Origin of the sequence: Thermosulfurimonas sp. (assembly GCF_015491435.1) — a bacterium.
Taxonomy (GTDB): domain Bacteria; phylum Desulfobacterota; class Thermodesulfobacteria; order Thermodesulfobacteriales; family Thermodesulfobacteriaceae; genus Thermosulfurimonas_A.
The window spans coordinates 1-24116 of the sequence record NZ_WFVX01000203.1; the positions used below are offsets into that span (position 1 = coordinate 1).

Here is a 24116-nt window from a genome sequence, read left to right on the forward strand (position 1 = left end):
AGGTTACGGTACATTTATAACTCGCCATCTCGGCTTTACGGGGATCCGGATAGGGTTCGGTGAATTCACTCCTCAGCAACCAGCTGGGCCCTTTTTTGAGTAGCTTAATCGGAGCCAGGCCCTGATGATCCGTTCGGATAGTCCAAGCGTAGGTATCCTTAAAAGGGCTAAACCCGGCATAGGTAGCATAGACCCAGGTGCGACAGGGCTTTCCCTTAAAGACCACCCGGACCCGGAAGACCTCCCCCTCCTGCACCAAGGAAGGATTCTCAAGGGGAAGAAGATAGAAGTTCGAGTTAAGCCTGGATACCGGAATCTTCCGGGATTGGCCCACACTTATAATAGCTATCGCGGTGGTCTCGGACCATTTGGAATACAGGACCTCCTTGTCTTTCAGTTCCAGGCGGGATCGATAGAAGTATCCCTCCGTGGTCTTGGAAACAAAGTGTCGGGCCAGAGCTACCGCTAGATACACTCCCTTTTGGTGCAGACGAACCCTTACCGGCTGAGGTTTTCCCTCTTTTAAAGGTATGCTCAGGGGGATCTTCCGACCCTGGGGATCGATCAGAAAAAGGGAGATCCTTCGGACCATTTCAGCCCGGGGAGGAACCGGAGTTTGAGGAAACTGGTGCCCCCATCCCAGGGTGATGCGGATCTCCTGCCCGGGAGCGGGGGTATAATCGTCCACGTTCAGCCACAAAAAATGGGCGTAGGCCGGGGACAAGAAAACCAGAAGAAAGAGCAGGGACAAACCCTTTTTCATGTCTTTTCCCTCCTTGAGAATTTTTTAAAAATCCATCTTGAAACGCGCCAGCCAGGTGGCTCCCCACCACTGGCGATCCGGCTCTCCGTAGTCCGAATCGAAGATGTTGTTGCCCTCCAGAGAAAAGGAGGCATGTTCCCCGAGGGACTTGATGAGCTTTACATCCACCACTGAATAACTGCTGCTCTCTTCGGTGTTAGAGGTGTTGAGATACATCTTTCCTACGTACTGGAGGCCCAGATCCAGAGAAAGCCCCAGGGGACGATAGCGGAAAAAGATATGGCCGGCCAGATTATGCCGGGGGACAAAGGGAAGATCTTTATCCGTATCTCGATCCTTGGTATCGGTATAGGTGTAGCCGGCCTTGAGGGTTAAGAGATCCGGAATCAGGGTCCACCGCAGGGCCACCTCTATACCCTGAGTGTAAGCCTTGCGAGCGTTCTTGAAGGTCCTGATCTTTTCCGCAACTCCATCGTTATTGATGTCCCGGTAGGTGTAATACTTAACGATCATGTCCCGGACATCATTTCGGAAAAAGGTAATATTGCTCCAGAGAGGCCCCAGGGTACGTTCTATTCCCAGGGAATATCCCCAGGAGGTCTCGGCATCCAGATCCGGATTGGACACATAGAAATATCCTCCATGTGGATAGGGCTCGGTATAGAAGGCCTGCCGGATGGTGGGAGACTTAAAGGCCCTGCCTACCGAAGCCCTTACCCGGGTAGAAGGGTCGATCTTCAGCAGCATACTTATCCGAGGGCAAAGTTCTGTGCCGTACCTGGAATGATGGTCCAGCCGGGCTCCGGCCACCAATTCCAGGGGGAGCCCCGGATGTAACTCTATTTCGTCCTGAAGATAGAGGGCGGTAATATCCAGCTTTCGATGCGAGAAGGTATAATCCAGCTCCTCCTGACGATACTCGCCCCCCAGGGTAAAGAGATGGCTCATTCCCCAGGGCTTATGATAGCGAACTTCGACATCCCGATAGTACATATCTCCGTGATAGAGGGCATAAGGATAGGGATCGGTGCCATAGGAATGGGCGTCGAACTTCCAGTCATAATAATAGGCCCGTAAGATGAGCTCCGAATCGTCCTCAAAGACCCATCGCAGGTGAGGAGACAGACGATACTTATAACCCTTTCTCTTTACCTTGGTATCCTGGGTTTTATAATCGATCCAGCGTTCCTCTTCCTGGGCCGTGAATTTAAGCCCCAGGCTCAGACGTGAATTTAACTGATAGGAAAGTTTGGAGAGCAGGGTTTCCCTTTTGAAACTTTCATCCCGCGATCGTTTTACTCCGTATTGTCCCATCTGGGATTCCTCGCGAGCGGCCTGGAAAATAGCGCCCCAGGGGCCGTTCCTAGTGCCCCAGTAGGAGTATTCCATGTTGGTCCAATAGGTTCCGTAGGCTCCCTCCAGACCGTAGATGGTTCTCTCGGGGGCGGGCTTGGTGATGATGTTCACCACTCCCGCCAGGGCATCGCTACCGTAAAGGACCGAGCCGGGCCCCTTAACTATCTCTATTCTCTGGATCATCTGGGGCGGAATCTGATTAAGCCCTATGCCGGAGTCTCCCATTCCCTCTCCTCTTACCCGCTCTCCATCGATCAGAATCAGTCCGTAACCGTCGTTAAAGCTCAATCCCCTTATCCTGGCCCGCCAGCTGGAAATGCCCGGTGCATCCTCGCCCCGCACAAAGATCCCGGGAACATAGCGCAGGAGGTCGCTTACCGTCTGAGCGCTGGAACGTTCGATTTCCTCCCGGGTTATAACCACCGTTTCCACCGGAACATCCTTCAGGGGATGAGGAGTTTTGGTGGCGGTTATCACTATCTCACCTGCTTGAGAGGAGCTTTTCTCGGGAGAATCATCGGCTGCCAGGACCGTAAAGGACCATCCGGGCCAGATAGCCAACAGGAGCAAAAACCACCCTAACCCCTTCCGCATGTTCACCTCCTTAAGTATTACTAGTTTAAATTTCGTGGCACGAATTATTACCATTTTGATTTTTAGATGTCAAGGAAAGAACAGGGCTCGTCGGATGAGGGGTTTTCAGCTATATTGAAGGGCCGGTGAACGGATGAAAAATTCCTTCTATTTCCCCGAAGAATTTCGTCTTTATGCCCCCTGGGAAAAGGCGGTGGATCGTCTTCTCACCCCCCTGGAAGAATTCATCAGGAGTCAGACCGCTTCGGCCCTGATCCTTCTTTTTATGACGGTAGTGGCGCTAGTTATGGCTAATTCCCCGCTGGGGAAAGCCTATCATCATTTCTTTGAACAGGAACTGGCTCTGCGTTTCGGTTCCGGAGAAATTAGCATGAGTCTGCATCACTGGATCAATGAAGGGCTCATGACCTTTTTCTTCTTCCTGATCGGGCTGGAGATAAAACGGGAAATCCTGGTGGGGGAACTCTCCAATCCCCGGGCAGCTCTCCTTCCGGTGGTGGCAGCGGTGGGAGGTATGGTGCTCCCGGCCCTTCTCTATGCCCTGGTCAACCACGGAAAACCCACCCTTAACGGATGGGGCATCCCCATGGCCACGGATATTGCCTTTGCTATAAGTGTCCTGGTGCTGCTACGCCGCCACATTCCCCGGGGATTAATCACCTTTCTCATCGCTCTGGCTATTGTGGATGATCTGGGAGCGGTTTTGGTTATCGCTCTCTTTTATACCCAGACCCTGAATCTTAAAGCCCTGGCCGGGGCCATGGCCGTATGGGGCCTGCTCTGGATCTTCAATCGAGCCGGTCTCTACCGGAGCGGGCTTTACCTGGCCGGAGGGGTGGTCCTCTGGTGGTTCATGCTTTCCTCCGGCGTACACGCCACCCTTGCCGGAGTGCTCACCGCCTTAGCGGTTCCCAGCCGCCCCAAACTCATTCCCAGATACTTTAAAGATGTGCTCCAGAAACTCCTGCGGGCCTGCGAAGACCGGCCTACTTACCCTCACTACACTCTCACTCCCGGCCAGAAAGAAGTGATCCAGGCCATCCATGCCGCGGTGGAAAGTGTGCAGCCCCCCTCCCTCAAAATGGAACATGCCCTGCACCTTCCCGTGGCCCTGGGAATTATTCCCCTCTTCGCCCTGGCCAACGCCGGACTTCATTTGGAAATACAGAAGATCCTCGGGATCTTCCATCACCCCGTATCCCTGGGCATCGTGCTGGGGCTGGTGATAGGAAAGGTCACAGGCATCTCGGGCACGGCCTGGTTACTCAACCGTCTGGGAATAGCCCCTTTACCCCGCGGAGTGAGGACGCCGCACCTTATCGGGGTGGGTTTTCTGGCCGGCATAGGTTTCACCATGTGTATCTTTATGGCCGAACTTTCCTTTCCCGGAGAAAAGATCCTTCTGGAACAGGCCAAAATGGGAATCCTTCTGGCCTCCCTCCTTGCGGGCCTCATAGGTTACCTGTGGCTCAGGTATCTGGCCTCGCCCGAAAAGTAAAGACTATCGCGGCATGTTTTTGTTGATTACATCCCCACGGGGGCCGAAAAGGTCCAGGAAATGAAACTCGTAGTGGAGGAGTCGCTCCAGGATGAGGAACCGTTCAGGCGGGGTGTAAAGGATCTTGCGGATAAAGGCTGAAAGAAGCTCTTCGTAGTGGTCGATCTCTTTGGCTGAGACCGGAAGCCCCTTCCTGCGCCGGGCCCGGATATCCTCCTCCATCTTCTTAAAATCTTCCGGAATAAACCCTGACTTAAGCCTTACCCGATAGGTCTCTCCGGTGGAAATTCTCTGGACGATGAATTCCCAGCCCAGGGAGTTATCCACCCTCACGGTCATGAAATTAATGCGGGCCCCGGTCATCATGGTGGCGGCATCCACAAAACAGGGGCTGTTTCGGGTAACCACCCGGATATCCGTGCGGTCCACCACTCCATCGGGAAAGAGCTTTAAGAGGGCCTGCCTTAAGGCTACAAAGGCAAAGGCCAGTCCATCGCAGAGATGGCCGTGAATGCGGGCCAGATCTTTAAGTCCGATCTCCTTGGTCTTTAAGGCGTAGCGGCCAAGAGGAGCCTCAGTATCCAGCACCTTGATGGGCCGGTTGTTGGGAGCCTCCGCCGCCCACTTAGGGAAGAACCAGTCCGGGGAATTGTCCGTGGCCCCTTCTCCGGCAAGGACCGGAACGGTACAAAGAAGAAGGATAAGAATTGCGGCCCAGATACGCTTCATGGCTAACCTCCTATTTAGGAACTTCTTTACTTTTAAATCTTGCTTTACAATAATTAAAAAACTTCCCGAGGAATGAAGTATGGTGGTAAAGACGGTCAAGGTCTCCCGGAAAGGGCAAATCACCCTTCCCAAAAAGATCAGAGAGGCTCTGGGCTCTGGAGTTTTGCGTCTCATCTTAGAAGACCGTCGGGTAATAATTGAACCTGTTGAGGATCTGGCCGGCTCCCTAAAAAAATACGCCCAACCCCAAAGAGAGCTTTCCAAGGAAGAGGTATGGGCGGAGGTGGTGCGTGAAAAGTTCGGTGGTAGTAGTGGACACTAACGTTATCATCCGCTATCTCATCGGAGACCACCAGGAACATTTCAGAAAAGCCTGCGCTTTCTGGGAACGGGTAAGGAGCGGTACAGAACGTGCCTTTATTCCTGAAAGTGTTCTTGCAGAAACGGTCTATGTGCTTCTCAAGATTTACACTGTCCCTCGCGAAGAAATTGCCGATAAACTCCTCCGGCTTCTTGATTATCGGGGATTGGTAGGGGAAATAGAAGTTTACCGGCAAGCTCTGAAGATTTTTGCCCGGCGAAAAATTGATATGGTGGACGCTATAGTTCTGGCCTGGGCCAAAAACAAAGGACTTCGGATCTTCAGTTTCGATCGGGATGTTCTGAAATAGCATATTTTTCCTCCTGGCTAACCTCCTATTAAAGTATAGATTTTGTAAGCGGTCATTATCACGATAAGAAGACCGAAAAGCTGTTTCAGACGATTGCCCGGCACATAAAGGCTGGTGAACCTTGCCCCGAGGAAGGCCCCTACCACGCCGGCCCCGATAAGGGCGCCGGTAAGAAGAGGATCCCAGTGGGCGGTCCCCAGGTGGGGGATGAGGGCTGAGAAGGAAGGCGGGGTTACGGCAAAGGCGTTGATACCCGCGGCCTTCTTGGGCTCGAATCCCAGAAGAATGAGGGTGGGCATGAGAAGAAACCCCGGGCCGATGCCCAGAAAACCGGCGAGCACCGAAATGGGAACCGCAAGCATCAGGGCCAGTTTAAAATTTTCCTCCCGGCCCTCCTCGCCTTTTACAGGTTTAAAGAGCCGGTAGGCCAGATAGCTTACCGAAAGAAGATAGGCTACCCAGATCACCATCACCGGGATAAATCGAGTGAGAAAGGCCCCTATCGGAGCCGCGGCGGTGGTGACCACGGAAAGGGGAAGGGCCTTTTTCCATTCCACATAGCCGCTTTTGGCAAACCCAAAAGTAGCAAAAAGGGCCGTAAGACCGTTTAGAAGAAGGGTCAGGGGCTGGACCTGGTTTACCAGATCCGGAAGAAAGAAGGAAAGGAAGGGCACCGCGGCAAAGGCCACCCCTAAGCCCAGCATCCCCGAGACAAAAGCCAGGCCGAAAAGGCCTCCGGTCATGATGGCAAGGGAACTATTCATGGGAAAACCTCCTCCGGATTTTTGAAAGTTTGTCTCTTATATCCTCAAAAAGCGTATAAAAGAGGGGCACGTAAAGCAGGGTGAGGAAGGTGGAGACGAAAAGTCCGCCTATGGCCACCACCGCAAGGGGGGAAAGCCTCTCAAGCCCCAGGGCCCTTTCGGCGGCGATGGGAAGCATACCGGTGATGGTGCCGAGAGCAGTCATCACGATGGGACGGGTGCGCACCCGGATGGCCCCCTCTATGGCCTCGCGCCGGCCTTTCCCCTCGGCCCGGGCCTTTTTGATGAAATCAATAAGCAGAATGGAATTGTTGACCACGATTCCGGAAAGGAGGATCATCCCCATGGCCGCGGGCATACAGAAATGCCGCCCCACGATGAGAAGCCCCCAGACCGCCCCGATCAGGGAAAGCGGGATGGCCACCATGATGGTGAGCGGATCCACGAAGGACCGGAAGGTGGGAACCAGCGAAAAATAAAGGAGCACCAGGGCCAGGATCAGGGCCCGCCTGAGACGCCCGAAGGATTCCTTCATGTGCTTGATCTCCCCCTCCTGGCTTAGGCGATAGCCCGGGGGAAGGGGAAGGTCAGAGAGAAGCCGGTTCACCTGGCCCTGAAGATGGGTGATGGCCGTGGTGTAGCGGTAGCCCAGGACATCCACCACCGGGGAGAGCGCCTGGCGTCTGTAAACGGTAAGGGTTTGCGCTGCCCGGATCTCGGCCACCTCGGAAAGAGGGATCGGCCCTTTCGCGGTAGGGATAAAGAGCGTCTTGAGATCGGAAAGGCTTAAGCGTTCGCTCTCCGGAAAGCGCACCCGGATGACATAGCCGTCCTCCCCGGGGACCCGGAGCACCGAGGCCACCGCGCCGCTAAAGGCCGTGCGGATGGTGCGGGCGAGATCAAGGGGCGAAAGCCCGTAGTGGGTAAGACGCTCCAGATTGGGAAGGACCCGGATCTCGCGTTTGTCAGGATACCAGTTGCGGGAGATGGAGACCAGCCCCCGCACCCGATGGAGCCGGGCCACCACCTCGTCGGCCAGACGATCGAGGATTTTAGGGTCCGGCCCGCTTATCATCACGTCGATAGGGGCGGCGATGGAGGAAAGGGGCGTGGCCCCGAAGTCATAGACATGCACGTAACGCAGCCCCGGAATCTTTAAGAACTCGCGCCGGAGACGGTCCTCGATCTGCCAGATACTTTCCTTCCGGTGGAAGCGGTCAATGAAGTGCACGGTGATGAGCCCCTGCTGCGGGGTCCTTTCGGCCCCGAAGCTGATCACCCCGGGTTCGCTTCCCACCATGGTGGCCATGCGGATGAAGCCCGGGGTCTGCCGAATAATCTTCTCCATCCGGTTTACGATCCTTTCGGTCTCGGAAAGGGAGGTGTTGGCCTGAGTCTCAAAGGCGATCTTTATGATCCCGGTGTCCATGGGGGGCATGAGGTCGCGACCCACAAGGGGCATCTGCCTGAGACTTATCATCAGAAGCCCGATCCCGAGCGGCCCGATGAAAAGGAGCCTCTTGGTTGCCGCAAAATCAAAAAGCCTTACGAAGAAATTCCTTAAGGGCTCAAGCACTCCCTCGCTTATCCGGAAGAGGAAACGCTCAAGGATATTCCGCTCGCCCTGCGGTTTAAGGATCTTCTGGGAGAGAAGAGGGATCACGGTGATGGAGACCACGTAGGAGGAAAGAAGGGCCAGGATGAGGACCGAGGCGAGCGGCCGCAGGATCTTCTGCACATAGCCCCCGATAAAAAGGATGGGGACCAGCACGGCCACGGTGGTGATGGTGCCGGCGAAGTCGGCCAGCATGATCTCGCGCGTGCCCTCCACCGCGGCCCGGAAGGGAGGTTTTCCCAGATGGTGGTGCCGATCAATGTTTTCGATGACCACGATGGCGTCGTCAAGAAGGAGCCCCACGGCAAGAATTACGGCGGTTAAGGTCACAATGTTTAGCTCAAAGCCGAGGATCCACATACCGAAAAAGGTCATGAAATAGGTGAAGGGAATGGAGATGGCGGCAAGGAGGGTCATACGCATCCGGGCGAGAAGCACGAAGATCACCAGCACGGTAAGGACCACCGCGTCCCGCAGGGCGTCAATCATATTGGAGACCGAGGTGCGGATGAGGTTTTCCTGGGTATCGGCGATCTCAAAGACGAGATCCGGGAATTGGCGCTTGATTTTGGGAAAGGCCCGGTGGAAGGCCTCAAGGGTCTCGGTGACATGGCCCTTTTCCGGACGCAGGAGGTTGATGCCGATGGCCGGGTGCCCGTTTCCGTGAAAGAAACTTTCGCGTTCGGTGTAAAGGGTTTTCACGCGGGCAATGTCCCGCAGATGGATCTCGCCCTGGGGAGTGCGGGCCACCACCAGATCCAGAAGCTTCTCCCTTTCAAGCTTTTCTCCGGCCACCTTGATGAGGAGCTGATCCTTCCGGCGAATGAGAAGGCCCCCGGGAATGTTCAGATTCTGGGCGTAAAGGGCGGAGATGACCTGCGCGAGGTTTAGCCCGTAGCGGGAAAGCTTATCCCGAGAAACCTCCACCCTTATTTCCGGAAAATAGCCCCCGAAGACCTCTACCTGCGCCACTTTGGGGATGCGAAGAAGGGCCTCGCGCAGTTCGTTATCCGCGATCTGCCGCACCTTGGCGAGATCAAGAGGCGAGCCCGGCCGGGGATAGACCGCCAGCGTAAGCACCGGGACCGTGGCGTCGCTTACCCGGAAGATTCGCGGGGGAAGGAGCCCCCGGGGAAGAGAGGCCCAGATGCGATTTAAGGCCGCGGAGACATCCACCTCCGCGGAATCAAGACTCTTTTTATACTCGAACTCCACCGAGACCGCGGCCACCTCATCGCGCGAGGAGGACTGCACCTTGCGCACCAGATCCAGCGTGGCGAGCTCCTTTTCCACCGGACGGGCCACCTTGTCTTCCATGTCCTCGGCCGAGGCCCCGGGCCAGACCAGAACCACGGCGATCTTCGGATAGTTGGCATCGGGAAAGAGATTGAGAGGCATCTTCCGGAAGGACATGAAGCCCAGGACCACCGTGAGCACGATGACCGAGGTAATGAGATAGGGGTTCCTTAAATAGCGCTCTACGAAATTCATGGTCTCGGCCCCTCTATACGCACCTTCTGGCCGGCATGGAGCGCAAGCAGGGTGGATTCCTCGGCCACCACCACCAGGTCTCCGGGAGAAAGGGCGCCGGAGACCGCGACCTCTTCTTTCGCGCGGCCGAAGACCCGGACCCTTGCCACCTCTATGCGGGCAAAAGGCCCCGTCTCCTTCCGGGCCAGAAAGACATAGGTCCCGTTTGTGGTCTCAAGGAGGGCCCGAAGAGGCACGATGGCTCCCCTTACCTTGGAGACCACGAGATCCACCCCCACCCGGGCCCCGGAGGGAAGCCCGAAAGGCCGGTAGGCAAGCCTGATCTCCACCGTAGCCAGCTCCCCGGGCCCCACCGCCGGGTGAACCCGAAAGATCCTTGCCGAAAGCCTCCTTTTTCCTTCGGTAAGGACCGCCCGGGCCCCGGGTTTAAAGAGCGCGGCCTTGGCCTGGGGCACGCCCACGAAGATTCGATAGCCCCGGGAAGGGTCTTCAAGAGCCAGGATGGGTGCTCCGGGGACCACCATGTCCCCGGGCTCCCTGAGTCTTTCCGTAACCACCCCGGAGAAGGGGGCCCGGATCACGGCATAGGTGAGGTCGTTTTCCGCGGCCGAAAGCTCGGCCTGAAGGGTCTTAAGCCGGGCCTCGGCCTCCCGTAAGGCGGACTCCGAAAGTTCAAAGGCCTCCTGGGAAATGGCCTTGTGGCGATAGAGCACCCGGTCGCGCTCAAAGATCCGTTTCCGGGTGAGATAGGTCACCCGTGCGGCCTTGATCTGGGCCTTAAGCGAGGCGATACGCGCCCGGATGGGAGTATCGTCGATGCGGGCAAGCACCTCGCCTTTTTCCACGGAATCCCCCTCGTACCTGGTTACGGAAAGGAGATAGCCGGTGATCCGGGAGGTGATTTTGGCGGAAAGCACGGGCCGGATTACCCCTAAATAGTGCTCGGTAACCGGAAGGACTCCCACCCTGACCCGGGCCACCTCAACCGGTAAAGGAACGACCCGCGGCGGGGGTAACCTCTTTAAGGCGGCCCGCTTCTCCCGCACCTTGTGCACGGCAAAAGCCACCACCGCGGCCGCCACGAGCAAAGCGAAAAGGATCTTAATCTTCCGCATCTTTCCCTCCGAACCTTCGGTGAAGAAATTCCGCGGGACTAAGAACCCGCGTGTCTTTTATCTTCCGTCCGTAAAGGGGACCGAAATGGCGCCGATTCCCGGTGAGGAAAAACTGGAGGCCGTTAGAGATCGCGGTTTCCAGGATGAGCCGGTCCTGGAGGGGAAGAAACCCGAGTTGAGGCAGACCGAGGGGTTGATCCGGAAGGATGGTCAAACGGGAAAGGAGCTTTTTAAGGAAGGGTTCCTGTTCCGGCCGTTTAAGCCGCAGGTTTACCGCAGTCTCCCGGAAAACGAGTTCGGAGATATAAAGCCGGAGCCTGCCCTTCTTCTCAAGCTCAAACAGGAGATAACTCCTTGAACGCTCAGGACCGGAGTAGGCGATGGAGAAGAGGACATTGCTGTCCAGAAAGACGGTTAACGCCATTTTTTAAGGATCTCCTCGCGTTCTTCCTCTCCGCGCAATTGATCCTCTTTAACCCATTCCTCAACCTCCTCCCGGGAAAAGATCCTCACCTCTACGGCCACGGAAGGCTTGAGGAGAAGGCCCTGCGGAGTCTCCTCCAGGATGACCGGGGATCGGACCTCAAAACCGTATTTCTCGCGCAACCTCTTGGGAATGGTAATCTGCCCTTTCTCTCCAAGAAGCACTATTTCTCTGCCCATTTTTCTTCCTCCGAATTCTTACTTTCGGAATTTATGATATTCCAACAACGGAGTTTGAGCCAGCCGCGGGCCAGCAGGGTGGTGGCCCGCTCGTAGGCCACGTAGGCTTTGGCCAGGCGATAGCGGGCCGCAAGATAGTCGGCCTCGGCCCGGGCCCAGGCCGCCTGCGCCAGCAGCATGTCCGTCACCGTGCCGGCCCCGGTGCGGTATCTCAGGCTCTCCACCCGGAAGGCCTCCTTGGCCGTGGCCCTTGCGGCCTCGAGATGGGCCACTTCTTCTTCGGCCTGGGCGATGAGGGAGAGGGCGTCCGCGATCTCCCTTCGGGCCGAAAGTTCAAGGAGCCGCAAACGCTCCCTTTCGGCCAGCGCCCGCGAGCGGGCCTCGGCCACCCGGGCCGAGATAGTCCCCCCGCTGAAAAGGTTGAGCCTCAGGCGCACCCCGGCCTCCCAGACCTCCTCGGAATGGTTGAGCCCGGAGCCGGCCTTACGACCGTAGCTTGAGTAAAGGTCAAGCTCGGGAAAATGCTCCCGGAAGGCAAGTGCCACGAGCTCCTCGGCCTTTCTCACCGCCTCCCTCTGGGCCAGGATGTCCGGCCGGCAGGAAAGGGCCAGGTCCGGCGAAACCTCCTTCGGCTTTCGGACGCGAAGGATGGAGCCCTCAAGCTCAAGGGCGCTTTCCGGAGGCCTTCCGAGGAGTACGGAGAGGGCCTCTTTGGCCCGGCGCAGACCCTCCCGGGCCGCGGCAAGGGCCGCTTCCTCGGCCCGCACCTGGGTCCTTATGCGCAGGAGATCAAGAGGCGGAATGCGCCCTACCTTAAGCTTAAGTTCGGCCTCCTTTTCCTCCCGCTTCAACGCTAAAAGGGTCTTCTTCCGGGCCGAAACAAGCTCCCTGAGATAGAGTCCTAAATAGAAGGTGTCCTTCACGTTGGCCAGAAGGTCGAGTGCGGTCTGATCCTTAAGGCTCTCCCTCAAGGCCCTCTCTATCTCCGCGATGCGGACCCTCTTCCTCAACCTTCCTCCGGCATAAAGGGGAAGGACGAGATCCACCTCGGAAAGGTAGATGTCGCGGCTAAAAGCCGGGAATTTTCCCGGCCCCTTGATGGAGACCACGGGCACGGGGTCACTTAAGCGGCTTGCCTGAGCCGTAAAGTTTATCTGGGGAAGGAGCCTTCCCCGTTCGGCCCGCACGGCGCTTCCCGCGGCCCGCACCTCGTGGCCCCGGGCAAGGATTTCAGGATTCTTCGCCAGGGCCTCGCGCAGGGCCTCTTTTAGGGTTAGGGCCGGGGCGGCCCGCACCCCTAAAAGGGCAAGAAGGAGGAAAAGGAGCGCCGGCCCCCTAAGAGGTTTCACCGTAAAGCCTCCTTCGAAAATACCAGGCCACATTGACTAAGGAGATGAGGACCGGGACCTCCACCAGGGGCCCGATCACCGTGGCAAAGGCCTGTCCGGACTTGAGCCCGAAGACCGCCACCGCCACGGCGATGGCCAGCTCAAAGTCATTGCTCGCCGCGGTAAAGGACACGGCCACGGTCTTGGGGTAGGAGATCCCCATGCGGTAGGCGATAAAGAAGGTCACGAACCACATAAGGAAGAAGTAGCCCACATAGGGAAGGGCCACCCGGAGGACGTGCACCGGAAGATCCACGATGAACTGCCCCTTAAGGGAAAACATGACCACGATGGTGAAAAGAAGGGCGATGGGGGTAAGCCAGGAGACCCGGGGGATGAAGCGGGAAAAATACCAGGTGTCGCCTTTAGTGCGTCTTAAAATCTGATTGCTCAAAAGCCCCGCGAGGAAGGGGATTCCGAGATAGATGAAGACCGATTTGGCCACCTCGGCCATGGAGACCTTGATGATGCAGCCCTTAAGGCCCAGGTGACAGGGAAGGACGTAGAGGAAAAAGTAGGCGTAAAGGGAATAGGTCAGGACCTGGAAGAGGGCGTTAAAGGCCACGAGGCCTGCGGCCAGATCCCGGTCGCCGTCGGCGAGATCGTTCCAGACCAGGACCATGGCGATACAGCGGGCAAGGCCCACCAGGATGACCCCCATCATGTAGTCCGGATGATCCGGGAGAAGGAGCACCGCGAGCACGAACATCACCACCGGCCCCACCACCCAGTTCTGGATGAGGGAGAGGGCGAGCATGCGTTTGTTGGAAAAGACCACCGGAAGCTCCTCGTACCGTACCTTGGCCAGCGGGGGATACATCATCAGGATGAGTCCGATGGCGATGGGAATGGAGGTGGTCCCCACCTGGAAACGCTCGATAAACCGGGCCGTCCCCGGGACCAGTTTTCCGAGGAGCACCCCGAAGGCCATGGCCATAAAGATCCACAGGGTAAGGTAGCGGTCAAAAAAGCGCATCTTTTTGCGTCTCATATCGCTTCCTCCTCAAGGAGTTCTTTTAGCCGGGAGAGAATCTGGTCCCGCACCCGGCGGAAGGTCTCGGGATCGTTTGACTTTGCAGGGTCCGGAAGGGGGAGATGAAGCCTCTTTTTCGCCCCGGAAAAGACCGGACACTCGGCCGCGGCCGCCTCACAGAGGGTGATCACCAGGTCAAACTCCTGCCCATCAAACTCATTAAGGTGTTTGCTTCGCAGCCCCGAGGTCTCTATTCCCAGCTCGGAGAGGACCTTTCGGGCCAGGGGGTGCACCCCTCCGGGGCGCACCCCGGCGGAGAAGGCCCGGACCCGATCCCCGAAAAAGTGATTGGTCAGGGCCTCGGCCATCTGCGAACGACAGGCGTTTTCCGTGCAGAGAAAAAGGACCCGGAGGGGGCCCCCTCTCCCCACTCCTTCCGGGCTTTTCATTCTTAGGCCCCTTCCTTAAGGATCTCCTTTACCTCCTCCACCGAAAGGATTTTCCCCTGGGAGACCACCCTTCCGTCCACCACCAGACCCGGGGTCTGCATCACCCCGTGGGCCGCGATCTGACCGAGGTCCTTCACCTTCTCCACCGTGGCCTCGACCCCCAGCTCGTCAAGAGCCAGGATCACATTGTTATAAAGGGCCTCACACCTCGGGCACCCCGGACCCAGAATCTTGATCTCCTTCCCCATGGCACACCTCCTTTACAAATTTTTCATCTTGTGATTGAATTTTATTCAAGCTATGAATAATTTTGCATACCATCCCCGGGATCTGGCCCGGCTCCTGCGCCGGGCGCTTTCCTTCTCGCCGGTTACGGTCCTTACCGGGCCCCGACAGGTGGGAAAGAGTACCCTTTTGCGCGAGGAGTCCCCCTTCCGCGAATGGCCCTATTTTTCGCTGGACGATCCCGAGGTCCTGGCCCTTCTTCGCTACCGGCCCCGGGAGATCCTTTTTGCGGAAAAACGTCTCATCCTGGATGAGGTTCAGCGGGCTCCGGAACTCCTCCTTTATGTGAAACAGGCCGTGGATGGCGACCGTTCGCGCCGGTTCGTACTCTCCGGCTCGGCCAATCTTCTCCTCATGAAAGGGGTGGCGGAGTCCCTGGCCGGACGTGCGGTCTATCTGGAACTCGGTCCCTTCAGCCTTTCGGAATTCCTCAAGCGTCCCTCGGGCCTCCTTGCGCTCCTTAAAAAAGACCTTCTTCCGGAAGCCCCCAAACCTCCTTTCAGCCTGGAAGAAATCCTCTTCAAGGGTCTCACCCCTCCGGTGGCCTTTCTTTCCTCCCCGGAGGAGGCCCGTCTCTGGTGGCGGGGGTACGTGGCCACCTATCTGGAAAGAGACCTTCGCGATCTCTCCCAGGTGGCGGATCTTGCCGATTTTCACCGTTTCCTTGAGGTCCTCGCCAGCCGCATCGCCTCGCTTCTCAATATAAGCGAAGCCGCAAGGGACGCCGGGCTCTCCCAGCCCACCGCCTCGCGCTACCTCAACCTTCTGGAGACCTCCGGTCTGGTGTATCGACTGCGCCCTTACTACACTAGCCTCGCCAAGCGGCTTGCCAAGCGCCCCAAACTTTATTTCTTTGATTCCGGACTGGCCTGTGCCCTTGCGGGCTATACCCATCCCGGAGAGATACCCGAGACCTTTCTGGGACATCTTTTTGAAAACCTTGTCTTTCAGCACCTGCATGCGGCCTCGGTGCTTCTTTCCGGGGAACTTTATTTCTTCCGAAAACTCGGCGGCCGGGAAAGGGAGGTGGATTTCATCCTGCGCTGCGGAAGACACCTTTACGCCTTTGAGGTCAAGCTCACCTCGCAGCCCGGCCCCCGGGAGGCCGAAAACCTTCTCCTTCTCAAAGATCAGTTCCCCTCCCCTCCCAAACTCTATCTGGTTCATGCCGGGGACGAGACCGGCACGCTTCCCGGGGGAATAAAGCTTATCCCCTGGCATCTCCTCTAACCCCCGAAAAAGGTTCCAAAGAGCCACCCGCAGAGGGTGGAGATGACCACCACCAGGGCCACATAGGCGGCGGTCTTCTTGGTGCCGAGGACCGAGCGGATGACGAGCATGCTCGGAAGGGAGACCGCCGGCCCGGAAAGGAGAAGGGCCAGCGCCGGTCCCTTCCCCATCCCGGCCCCGAGCAACCCCTGCAAGATGGGGACCTCGGTTAAGGTGGCAAAGTACATAAAGGCCCCGGAGATAGCGGCAAAGAAGTTGGCGAGAAGCCCGTTTCCCCCCACCAGTTCGGCCACAAACCGCGAGGGGATGAAGGCCTCATGCCCCGGACGGCCCAGAAAGAACCCCGCCCCGAGCACCCCCAGAAAGAGTAAAGGCAGGATCTGTCGTGCAAGCCAGTAGGAGGAATCGAACCACTCCCGGGCCTCGCCTCCGGTATGCCACAGGGCCACGGAAAGCACCACCACAGCGGAAAGAAAGGCTATGGCATGCCCGGGGAAAAGGGCCTCCCCCAGGGCTGCAGCCCCGGCCGTAGCGAAAAGCCAGATGGGACTTACCCGGAAAAAGAAGTAAAGTTCTACGAGAAGGGCCGCAGCCGAGGCAGAGACCAGTTTCCACTTAAAAACGTAGATCCTCTCCCAGAGCCCGGTTCCGTGCCCCCAGGTAGCCAAGACCAGGATAGCCACCAGCGTAGCCATAAAGAGCACCGTCTGCCAGAGGGGGCGGCCTTCTTCCGGAGGGGCAGCGGAAAATTCGGCCATGCGTTTGGTTTCCTCCCGATGGAAGGCCAGAGCCATGAGAAGACCGATCAGGATGCTTGCTCCGATGGCTCCGACCGCCCGGGCCAGCCCGAGCCCGGCTCCGAGCACCCGGGCGGTGAGCACGATGGCGAGGATGTTTATGGCCGGGCCGGAATAAAGAAAGGTGGTGGCCGGCCCGAGCCCGGCCCCGTTCATATAAATTCCGGCAAAAAGCGGAAGCACCGTGCAGGAACAGACCGCAAGGATGGTCCCGGAGACCGAGGCCACCCCGTAGGCAAGCGGCTTGGGGGCAGTAGGCCCCAGATAACGCATGACCGATTCCTTGGAGACGAAAACGCTTATGGCCCCGGCGATGAAAAAGGCCGGAATGAGACAGAAGATCACGTGTTCCCGGGCGTACCAGTGGGCAAGCAGCAGGGCCTCCCGCGCCCCGGAAAGGACCCGCTCCCGGGCGGGAAAGAAGAAAAAGAAGAGAAAGACCGCGACCCCGATCCCGATCTCATAAAGACGCTTGAGGGCTTTCATCCTTCCTTCTCCGCAAGGGTTTTTTCTTCGGGCCCGGCGCAGACCCCGCAGGCCTCTTGCCGCAGAAAGGGTGGCCCCACCTCAAGCCGGCGGAGCTTCTCACGAAGGGCTTCGGCCGCGGGATCGTCCTTTAAGGCCTCAAAGGTAAGCGCAAGAAGCCTCCGGGCTTCATCGTCCTCCGGGGCGAGGCGGTAGATCTGGAAAAAGCCGTGTCTTTCCGCGGAGACGAAACCCGCGTCGGAGAGTTTTTGCAGATGACGGGTGACCGTGGGCTGCGAGAGGTTAAGGGCCGCGGCCAGCTCGCACACGCAGCAGGGCCTTTCGGAAAGAAGGACCAGGAGGGAGAGCCGCGTTCCGTCGGAGAGGGCCTTAAACCGCCGCGTAAGCCTCTTCATAAACCCTCCTCGGCATTCTTTGTCTTCTTAACTATAAAGTTATATAGCCAAATGGCTAAGAAGTCAAGAAGCTGAAAAGATTTCCTCTTTGGGATAAAATCCCCTTCATGCAGGAGGGGGAATGAAACTTCGGCGATTGGCCATAAGTGAGGAGGGGTTCATTTTCGATCCTGAAACCGGAAACAGTTACACAGTAAACGAAACCGGCCTCTTTATCCTGGAAAAACTGCGTCAGGATCTTTCTCCCGAAGAGATAGCCCGGCTCCTGAGCCAGGAATACGAGGTCTCGCCGGAAGAAGCTCGGCGCGATCTGGAAGACTTCCTGGAAGTCCTTACCCGCTACGGCCTCTGGAAGGAACCCAGATGATCAAGGTGGCGGTCTCCGGAATAAACGCCGTGGATAATCCCGGACCAGGGTTGGGTATTATCAAGGGATTAAAGGAAGGAGCAATCCCGGTCTCGGTGGTAGGGCTGGCCTATGACGCCATGGAGCCGGGGGTCTATCTCACGGACCTCATCGATAGGGTCTATCTCATGCCCTATCCTTCCGAAGGTGAGGCCCCCTTTCTTAATCGTTTGCTTTACATCCAAGAAAAAGAAGGAATCGAAGTGGTCATTCCCGCCCTCGATCCTGAACTCCCCCTTTTTATAGACCTGGAACCCCGCCTTTCGGAGTTAGGAGTCCGCAGTTTCCTTCCCACCCGTAAACATTTCAAGTTACGGGCCAAAGATAGACTACCGGTAATAGCCGAGGCCACCGGCCTGAAAACCCCCGCCACCTTTGCGGTTTCCTCCTATGAAGAACTCCAGCGGGCTCTTTCCCGTCTGCGTTTTCCGGTCATGGTCAAGGGACTCTTCTATCGGGCCTTTCGGGCCTACAATTCCACCGAAGCCCTGCAATATTTTCAGAGTATTTCCGCCGAATGGGGCTATCCGGTGATCATCCAGGAAATAGTAGAGGGCGAGGAGATGAACGTGGTGGGAGTGGGAGACGGAGAGGGTGGGCACTTCGGTCTCCTGGCCATAAAGAAACTCTGGATCACCTCTCTGGGAAAGATCTGGACCGGGGTAACCGTGAAGCATCCCGGGCTTCTTGAGGCCGCCGAAAAATTCGTCCGGCATTTCCGCTGGCGAGGGGCCTTTGAACTGGAAACCATCGTCTCCGGGGAAGACATCTATCTTATCGAAATCAATCCCCGTTTCCCGGCTTGGATCTATTTCGCGGTAGGGGTGGGGCTCAATCTACCTGAAAGATTACTTCGGGCCGCTCTGGGAGAGGAACCGGAAAGAGACTGGGAATATCCGGCCGGTAAACTTTATATCCGATTCACCGACGATCTGGTAACCGACCTGGACCTCTTTCAACGCATGGTCACCAGGGGAGAAAGATGAAAAAACCCTATCAAAAACCCTCCATCATCAAACTCCAGGTGGGCCTGCTCAGGGACAAAAAAAGCGGTCTTCTGCGCATGGTGCGCCGGGAAATAGACGGGGTACCGGTAAAGGATCTGGTGCGCAGATTCGGATCGCCCCTCTTCGTCTTCTCCGAAAAGCGACTTCGAGACCAGTTTCGCTATCTCCGAAGGCTCTTCGAGAGTCACTATCCGCGGGTAGAACTCAGCTGGTCTTATAAAACCAATTACCTGGATGCCATCTGTCGTATCTTTCATCAGGAGGGAGCCAGCGCAGAGGTGGTTTCTGATTTTGAATATCACAAGGCCCGGAGATTAGGGGTACCCGGAGAAAACATCATCTTTAACGGGCCTTATAAGCCCCGGGAAATCCTGAAACAGGCCGTCCTGGAAGGGGCCCGCATCAATGTGGACTCTCTGGACGAGATTCTGGATCTGGAGGAGATCGCCAGGGAAACGGGGCAGAAAATTCGGATAGGCCTGCGCATCAATATGGACACCGGGATCTATCCCCGGTGGGATCGGTTCGGGTTTAACCTGGAAAGCGGCGAGGTATTGAGTGTGGCCCGGAGGATTGCCGCCGGTGACCGACTGGAGGTCGCGGGCCTGCACTGTCATCAGGGGACCTTCATCCTCGACCCCGAGGCTTATGCCCGGGCCGCGGAAAAACTCCTTCGTCTGGCCCGCAAACTGGAAGAAGAATTCGGCTGGAACATAGAATACCTGGACCTGGGAGGGGGCTTCCCCTCCCGGAGCCGTCCTAAGGGCCTGTATCTTCCCCCGGAGGTGGGAATTCCCCCTCTTTCTGAGTATGCGGAAAGGATTGCCCGCTCCCTTCTTCTGGGAACCATGGCCCGCGACTACCCTCTCCTTATTCTCGAAATCGGGAGAGCCCTGGTGGACGAGGCCGGCTTCCTTATCACCACCGTAAGATCCGCCAAACGACTCGCCGATGGCCGTCGGGCCTATGTCTTGGACGCCGGCGTAAACCTGCTTTTCACGGCCTTCTGGTACCACTTTCGCATAGAAATAGAGCGCGAACTGCCCGGGCCACCGGAGCCCTGTATCCTCTACGGCCCTCTATGCATGAACATCGACGTGGTGGAGGAAAACGCCTGGCTCCCTCCCCTGCCCAGAGGCACCCATCTTATCCTTTCCCCGGTGGGGGCCTACAACCTTACCCAGTGGATGCAATTCATCACCTATCGCCCCCGGGTGGTCCTGATCGGGGAATCCGGACAGGTGGAGGTAATCCGGGAGGCTGAAACCCTGGAAGACGTGGTGCATCGGGAGCGGATCCCTGAACATCTTCGATGAAGGGCCTTAAACCGGTCATAACCTCCATCCTGAACAGTTACTCCGGCATCCTCTTCCTGCCCCATCCCCTGGCCGGACTGGGTATTCTTATCCTCCTCACCCTCTTAAGTCCCAATCTGGGTCTATCCGGGCTGATTTGCGTACTCTCGGCCTACCTTGCAGCCCGTTTTCTGGGACTTAGGGAAGACTTCCTGCGCCTGGATTTCTATATCTATAATCCTCTACTGGTCGGACTCTCCATCGGTTACTTCTTTCGTATTGGCCCTTTGAGCCTTATTTTTCTGGCCCTTATGGGCATATTCACCTTCCTTCTTACCTATAGCCTATCCTCGGCCCTGTCTTACTATTTTCGACTCCCGGTGCTCAGTCTTCCTTTCGTGATGGGAAGCATTACCGCAGCCCTGGCCTCTTACCGCTATTCCAATCTCTTCGTGGCCCTTCATCCCCCGGAAATTTTCTGGAATCTCCACCTGCCCCTCTGGATGGAGGGATTTCTGCGTTCTCTGGGAGCCATCTTCTTCATGCCTTACCCGGTGCCCGGCCTGATCCTCTTCGGCATACTGCTGGTCTTCTCCCGCATCCTGGCCCTCCTCTCCCTGGCGGGCTACCTGGCCGGAACCCTCACCAGCTATCTCCTCACCGGTTCCGCACACCAGGCCTTTTCCGATCCCAATCACTTCAATTTCGTCCTCATCGCCCTGGCCACAGGAGGCGTTTTTCTGATCCCTTCGCCGGAAAGCTATCTTCTGGCCCTGATAGCCTCGGTGATCGCCGTGCCCCTCACCGAGGCCTCCCGTATCTTCTGGGAAAAATTCGGGCTTCCGGCCTTTGCCTTGCCCTTCAATCTGGTCACTTTACTGATGCTCTACAGTCTGGGGCTCTCCCGTTACCGCAAACTCACCCTTTACTATCGCGGCACCCCGGAAAGGACCCTGGATTACTACCTCCATCGGGAAACACGTTTCCCCCGTGATCCGGATCTGGAGGTTCCGGTCAGCGGCAGGTGGACGGTCTGGCAGGGACCGAACGGACGCTTCACCCATAAAGGAGCCTGGCGTTATGCCCTGGATCTGGTCATCACCGACGAGGAAGGACGCACCCACACCGGAGAGGGTCTGAATCTGAACGATTATTATGCCTACCGTAAACCGGTCTTCTCTCCGGTTACCGGAAGGGTGGTGGAACTGGTGGACGGTCTTCCGGACGAAGCTCCGGGATCGGCCAACCACGATTATCCCTGGGGCAACCATATCATCCTTTACGATCCGCGGGGTTTCTATGTGGTGCTGGCCCATATCAGCCCGGAAACCTTTCGGGTAAAGAAGGGCGACTGGATCGTCAAAGGAACCCTCATCGGGCTGTGCGGAAGCTCCGGTTATGCTCCGGAACCCCATCTCCATATTCATATTCAAAGCGGTCCTGAAATAGGGAGCCCCACCCTTCCCTTTGTATTCAGTTCCTATCTACGGAACGGAGAATTCCGCGATTTTTCCCTACCCGCAGAGGAAGAAACCCTGGAACCGGCCCCTCCGGAAAAACGTCTTCAGCATGCCCTGAATTTTCTCCTGGGGGATCGGTATATTTACGAAATCCGGGATCAGAAAGGATCCCAACAAACCTTCTCCCTTCGGGTGGAGATGGCTCCGGACGGGACTTTCTATCTTACCAATGGCAAGGCCCGTCTTTATTTCGTCCAGAGGGGCTCCGCCTTTTATTTTCTCGCCTACGACGGATCCACCCGCTCCCCTCTGAGATGGTTTTTCCTGGCTGCCCCCAAGATTCCTCTTGCTCTTCGTCCCCATCTTCGCTGGACGGATCATCTCCCCTTGGAGGTGGTGCTCTCTCCCCTGAAAAAGGAACTTTATCTCCTGCTTCTCTCCCTCTATCCTTCTCTACCTAAGCCCCGAGGCCGCTACCGGGCCTTAGGAAAACTTGACTTGGAAGGGGAAATCTCCTATGGTAAGCAAAGATTTAGGGTTTATACTCGTCTGGCACCGCAGAAAGGATTTGAAGAAATAAAAGTCCAGAGTTCCGGTGGATCCTTCACCATCAGGAGGAAAGAGGATGAAAGGGAGGATTAATTTTCTCCTGGCTCTGACCCTGTTTGCTTTAGCCCTTTCTAACGGCCTAGGTTGGAGCGGAAATCTTAAAAAATATCTGGCTCTTTACGGCACCTATCTCAACTATGGAAACTCCAAGCTCAAAAAAGACGGTTATGCGGTTACCCTATACGGCAGCCTGGGCGACGGATTACATCAGGGGGTGGAGGCCGCAGTCTCTCAGCTTCATCTGAACTATAAATCCGGCTATGAAGACCTGGATCAAACCGACTACACCCTAGCTTATATTCGAACCGGAACCCCTTTCTCCCGTTTATCCCTGCGCCTAGGGGGCCATTATATCTCCAGCGATGATGATCTCACCGACGAAGGCCGCATCCTCTTCGGAGACCTGCTTTATTTTGTTCCCTATCGCTGGAACCTCGGGTTGGAAGTAGCCTACTCCGAGTACCATCATCGTACCGATTTCGAAGTCCTTCAGCTTCGCCCTCATGCGGGCTATTTTCTGAAATTCGGCTCCCGGGTTCTATATCTGGAAGGTAGCGGATATTATATCCATCCTCACCGCCGGGCCAAACTCGGCCTTCCCCTGCGCAATTATTATGCCCTGGAGTTATCGGCCACCCATAGTCAGGGGCCCTGGAAATTTCGGCTTTCCGGATGGGTGGGGCAACAGGTCTTTGCGGTGCGCCGAGCCGGTTTTGTGGTGTACAATCTCCGCGAAAAATATAAGGGCGGAGCCTCGGGCGAGATAACCTATAACCAGGGGGCTTATTTTGTGGGACTTACGGCCACCTGGAATACCTATGTGGAATTGAGTTCTTCCCGCACCGTCAACCAGACGGTGTTCACCGGCTGGGTAGGGTATCGCTTCTAAAGCCATGCGGAAATTAATTCTGCTCCTGTTTCTACTTCCGGTCTGGAGTCTTCCGGCCCGGGGCATGGATTATGAACGTATAAAAAGGGCCTATCAACTTTCCTATCAGTTTGAAAGACGGGGAGAATATGCACGGGCCCGGGAGGCCCTGCTTCCGGTTTACGAGAACTTTCCCCGGGGATATACCGTCAACCTCCGCCTGGGCTGGCTTTTTTATCTGGAGGGGCACTACCGCAATGCCATCCACCATTACCGGATTGCCGCGGCGGTGGCTCCCGGGGCCGTGGAACCCCTACTAGGACTGAGTCTGCCTTACTTGGCTCAGAAAAACTGGACCCGGGTGGAGGCCCTGATGTATCAGGTACTGAAACGAGATTTTTACAACTATTACGGTAATCTCCGCCTGGCCGTGGCCCTCCGAAAGGAAGGAAAATACGCCCAGGCCGAGGCGGTGTGCCGGAAAATGCTCACCCTTTACCCTACCGACACGGCCTTCCTCACCGAACTGGCCCTGGATCTCTACCAACAGGGTAAACGTCGCAGGGCGCTGGAAATCTTCAGAAACATTCTGATTCTCGATCCCGCGAACCCCGTGGCTTCCAAATATGTTTCCCCTTAGTTTTTCTCTCTTGTAAGCCCAAAGACCGTGGGTTATCGTTTTTTCCATGAAAAAGTTACCTTTTAACCCCTGGGGGCTCGCTCTGGTGGTAGTGGGCACCTTCTCCGGGGTGGCCCTGCTCTCCTACCGTCCCCAGGATCCAAGCTGGGGGCATGTAGGGGCCAACCATATCCACAACTGGGGAGGCCTGGCCGGAGCCTATCTGGCCGGGTTTCTGTTCAATCTCCTGGGGTTTGCGGCCTTTCTCCTGGTGGCTCTGGTCCTGCTCCTCGGGGTCCGTTTCCTGCGGAGGGAAAACTTTCCCCGGCACGCCCTGGGAGGCGTTCTGGCCCTCACCCTGGCCTCCAGCCTGGGCTTAAGTTTCGTACCCGAGTCCTGGGGTTCCCGTTTTCGCTATCCGCTTAACGGGGGAATCATTGGCTTCCTCTTCCAGCATCTTAGACCCTACATCGGGGTGCCGGGGCTCTTGATCCTCCTTTTTCTGACCGGAGCTCTCGGGCTTGGCTGGATACTGGGCGAATTCCTCCTCCCCTCCTTTTCCCTGAAGCGCCCCCGCCTCCGGGGAGGCC

Annotated in this window: 25 protein-coding genes; 11 read left to right on the forward strand and 14 right to left on the reverse strand. The window is 56.9% G+C overall.

What is annotated here, in order from left to right:
- A partial coding sequence (locus tag F8J34_RS09375; protein ID WP_297058785.1) for a DUF4198 domain-containing protein occupies positions 1-763 on the reverse strand: 763 nt, incomplete at its 3' end.
- A 24-nt stretch (positions 764-787) separates the two neighbouring features.
- Complete coding sequence (locus tag F8J34_RS09380) at positions 788-2713, reverse strand: TonB-dependent receptor (protein WP_297058788.1); 1926 nt, start codon at positions 2711-2713, stop codon at positions 788-790.
- 133 nt (positions 2714-2846) lie between these two features.
- Here F8J34_RS09380 and nhaA point away from each other — a divergent pair, with 133 nt between their 5' ends.
- Positions 2847-4211 carry a Na+/H+ antiporter NhaA gene (nhaA, locus tag F8J34_RS09385; RefSeq protein ID WP_297058790.1) on the forward strand — a complete coding sequence of 455 codons (1365 nt, stop codon included), beginning with the start codon at positions 2847-2849 and terminating at the stop codon, positions 4209-4211.
- A gap of 3 nt (positions 4212-4214) precedes the next feature.
- Here the strand turns inward: nhaA and F8J34_RS09390 are convergent, their stop codons facing one another.
- Positions 4215-4940 (reverse strand): formylmethanofuran dehydrogenase subunit E family protein, encoded by a 726-nt coding sequence (locus tag F8J34_RS09390; protein WP_297058793.1) that lies wholly within the window; start codon positions 4938-4940, stop codon positions 4215-4217.
- A gap of 79 nt (positions 4941-5019) precedes the next feature.
- Here F8J34_RS09390 and F8J34_RS09395 point away from each other — a divergent pair, with 79 nt between their 5' ends.
- The gene (locus F8J34_RS09395; protein WP_297058796.1) at positions 5020-5262 is read left to right on the forward strand and encodes an AbrB/MazE/SpoVT family DNA-binding domain-containing protein; all 243 of its coding nucleotides are present in this window, start codon (positions 5020-5022) and stop codon (positions 5260-5262) included.
- Entirely contained in the window at positions 5231-5611 is a 381-nt protein-coding gene (locus tag F8J34_RS09400; protein WP_297058798.1) for a PIN domain-containing protein, read from the forward strand. Before F8J34_RS09395 ends, F8J34_RS09400 begins: the two co-directional genes overlap by 32 nt.
- Before the next feature lie 17 nt (positions 5612-5628).
- Here the strand turns inward: F8J34_RS09400 and F8J34_RS09405 are convergent, their stop codons facing one another.
- From F8J34_RS09405 to F8J34_RS09445, 9 genes are read right to left on the reverse strand one after another with little or no spacing between them, the layout of a single operon-like run.
- Positions 5629-6375 carry a sulfite exporter TauE/SafE family protein gene (locus tag F8J34_RS09405; protein WP_297058800.1) on the reverse strand — a complete coding sequence of 249 codons (747 nt, stop codon included), beginning with the start codon at positions 6373-6375 and terminating at the stop codon, positions 5629-5631.
- Positions 6368-9481, reverse strand: coding sequence for an efflux RND transporter permease subunit (locus tag F8J34_RS09410; protein ID WP_297058801.1), 3114 nt, complete (start codon positions 9479-9481; stop codon positions 6368-6370). The genes F8J34_RS09405 and F8J34_RS09410 overlap by 8 nt, the downstream gene beginning before the upstream one ends.
- Positions 9478-10596 (reverse strand): efflux RND transporter periplasmic adaptor subunit, encoded by a 1119-nt coding sequence (locus tag F8J34_RS09415; RefSeq protein WP_297058805.1) that lies wholly within the window; start codon positions 10594-10596, stop codon positions 9478-9480. Before F8J34_RS09415 ends, F8J34_RS09410 begins: the two co-directional genes overlap by 4 nt.
- A complete protein-coding gene (locus tag F8J34_RS09420; protein ID WP_297058807.1) occupies positions 10583-11020 on the reverse strand; it encodes a PIN domain-containing protein in 438 nt (145 codons plus the stop codon). Before F8J34_RS09420 ends, F8J34_RS09415 begins: the two co-directional genes overlap by 14 nt.
- Positions 11011-11259, reverse strand: coding sequence for an AbrB/MazE/SpoVT family DNA-binding domain-containing protein (locus tag F8J34_RS09425; protein ID WP_297058810.1), 249 nt, complete (start codon positions 11257-11259; stop codon positions 11011-11013). Before F8J34_RS09425 ends, F8J34_RS09420 begins: the two co-directional genes overlap by 10 nt.
- Positions 11244-12608 carry a TolC family protein gene (locus tag F8J34_RS09430; RefSeq protein ID WP_297058812.1) on the reverse strand — a complete coding sequence of 455 codons (1365 nt, stop codon included), beginning with the start codon at positions 12606-12608 and terminating at the stop codon, positions 11244-11246. The genes F8J34_RS09425 and F8J34_RS09430 overlap by 16 nt, the downstream gene beginning before the upstream one ends.
- Positions 12595-13638: an ACR3 family arsenite efflux transporter gene (gene arsB / locus F8J34_RS09435; protein ID WP_297058815.1), complete on the reverse strand. Its 1044-nt coding sequence runs from the start codon at positions 13636-13638 to the stop codon at positions 12595-12597. The genes F8J34_RS09430 and arsB overlap by 14 nt, the downstream gene beginning before the upstream one ends.
- The gene (locus F8J34_RS09440; RefSeq protein ID WP_297058818.1) at positions 13635-14069 is read right to left on the reverse strand and encodes an arsenate reductase ArsC; all 435 of its coding nucleotides are present in this window, start codon (positions 14067-14069) and stop codon (positions 13635-13637) included. Before F8J34_RS09440 ends, arsB begins: the two co-directional genes overlap by 4 nt.
- A 2-nt stretch (positions 14070-14071) precedes the next feature.
- Positions 14072-14317, reverse strand: a complete 246-nt coding sequence (locus F8J34_RS09445) for a thioredoxin family protein (protein WP_297058821.1) — start codon at positions 14315-14317, stop codon at positions 14072-14074.
- A 52-nt stretch (positions 14318-14369) separates the two neighbouring features.
- Between F8J34_RS09445 and F8J34_RS09450 the strand changes: the two genes are divergently transcribed.
- Positions 14370-15584 (forward strand): ATP-binding protein, encoded by a 1215-nt coding sequence (locus F8J34_RS09450; RefSeq protein ID WP_297058823.1) that lies wholly within the window; start codon positions 14370-14372, stop codon positions 15582-15584.
- On the opposite strand, the gene F8J34_RS09455 is transcribed toward F8J34_RS09450, so the two are convergent.
- A complete protein-coding gene (locus tag F8J34_RS09455; protein WP_297058826.1) occupies positions 15581-16867 on the reverse strand; it encodes a permease in 1287 nt (428 codons plus the stop codon). The genes F8J34_RS09450 and F8J34_RS09455 overlap by 4 nt on opposite strands.
- Complete coding sequence (locus F8J34_RS09460; RefSeq protein ID WP_297058829.1) at positions 16864-17262, reverse strand: metalloregulator ArsR/SmtB family transcription factor; 399 nt, start codon at positions 17260-17262, stop codon at positions 16864-16866. Before F8J34_RS09460 ends, F8J34_RS09455 begins: the two co-directional genes overlap by 4 nt.
- Before the next feature lie 121 nt (positions 17263-17383).
- Between F8J34_RS09460 and F8J34_RS09465 the strand changes: the two genes are divergently transcribed.
- The 7 genes from F8J34_RS09465 to F8J34_RS09495 all read left to right on the forward strand — a co-directional run.
- The gene (locus F8J34_RS09465; RefSeq protein WP_297058831.1) at positions 17384-17629 is read left to right on the forward strand and encodes a PqqD family protein; all 246 of its coding nucleotides are present in this window, start codon (positions 17384-17386) and stop codon (positions 17627-17629) included.
- Entirely contained in the window at positions 17626-18654 is a 1029-nt protein-coding gene (locus F8J34_RS09470; protein ID WP_297058833.1) for an ATP-grasp domain-containing protein, read from the forward strand. The genes F8J34_RS09465 and F8J34_RS09470 overlap by 4 nt, the downstream gene beginning before the upstream one ends.
- On the forward strand, positions 18651-19991 hold the full coding sequence (locus F8J34_RS09475) for an alanine racemase (protein WP_297058836.1): 1341 nt from the start codon (positions 18651-18653) through the stop codon (positions 19989-19991). The genes F8J34_RS09470 and F8J34_RS09475 overlap by 4 nt, the downstream gene beginning before the upstream one ends.
- Positions 19988-22072, forward strand: a complete 2085-nt coding sequence (locus tag F8J34_RS09480; protein WP_297058839.1) for an urea transporter — start codon at positions 19988-19990, stop codon at positions 22070-22072. The genes F8J34_RS09475 and F8J34_RS09480 overlap by 4 nt, the downstream gene beginning before the upstream one ends.
- Positions 22056-22928: a hypothetical protein gene (locus tag F8J34_RS09485; RefSeq protein ID WP_297058842.1), complete on the forward strand. Its 873-nt coding sequence runs from the start codon at positions 22056-22058 to the stop codon at positions 22926-22928. Before F8J34_RS09480 ends, F8J34_RS09485 begins: the two co-directional genes overlap by 17 nt.
- 4 nt (positions 22929-22932) lie before the next feature.
- The gene (locus F8J34_RS09490; RefSeq protein WP_297058844.1) at positions 22933-23547 is read left to right on the forward strand and encodes a tetratricopeptide repeat protein; all 615 of its coding nucleotides are present in this window, start codon (positions 22933-22935) and stop codon (positions 23545-23547) included.
- Positions 23548-23593: 46 nt separating this feature from the next.
- A partial coding sequence (locus F8J34_RS09495; RefSeq protein WP_297058847.1) for a DNA translocase FtsK 4TM domain-containing protein occupies positions 23594-24116 on the forward strand: 523 nt, incomplete at its 3' end.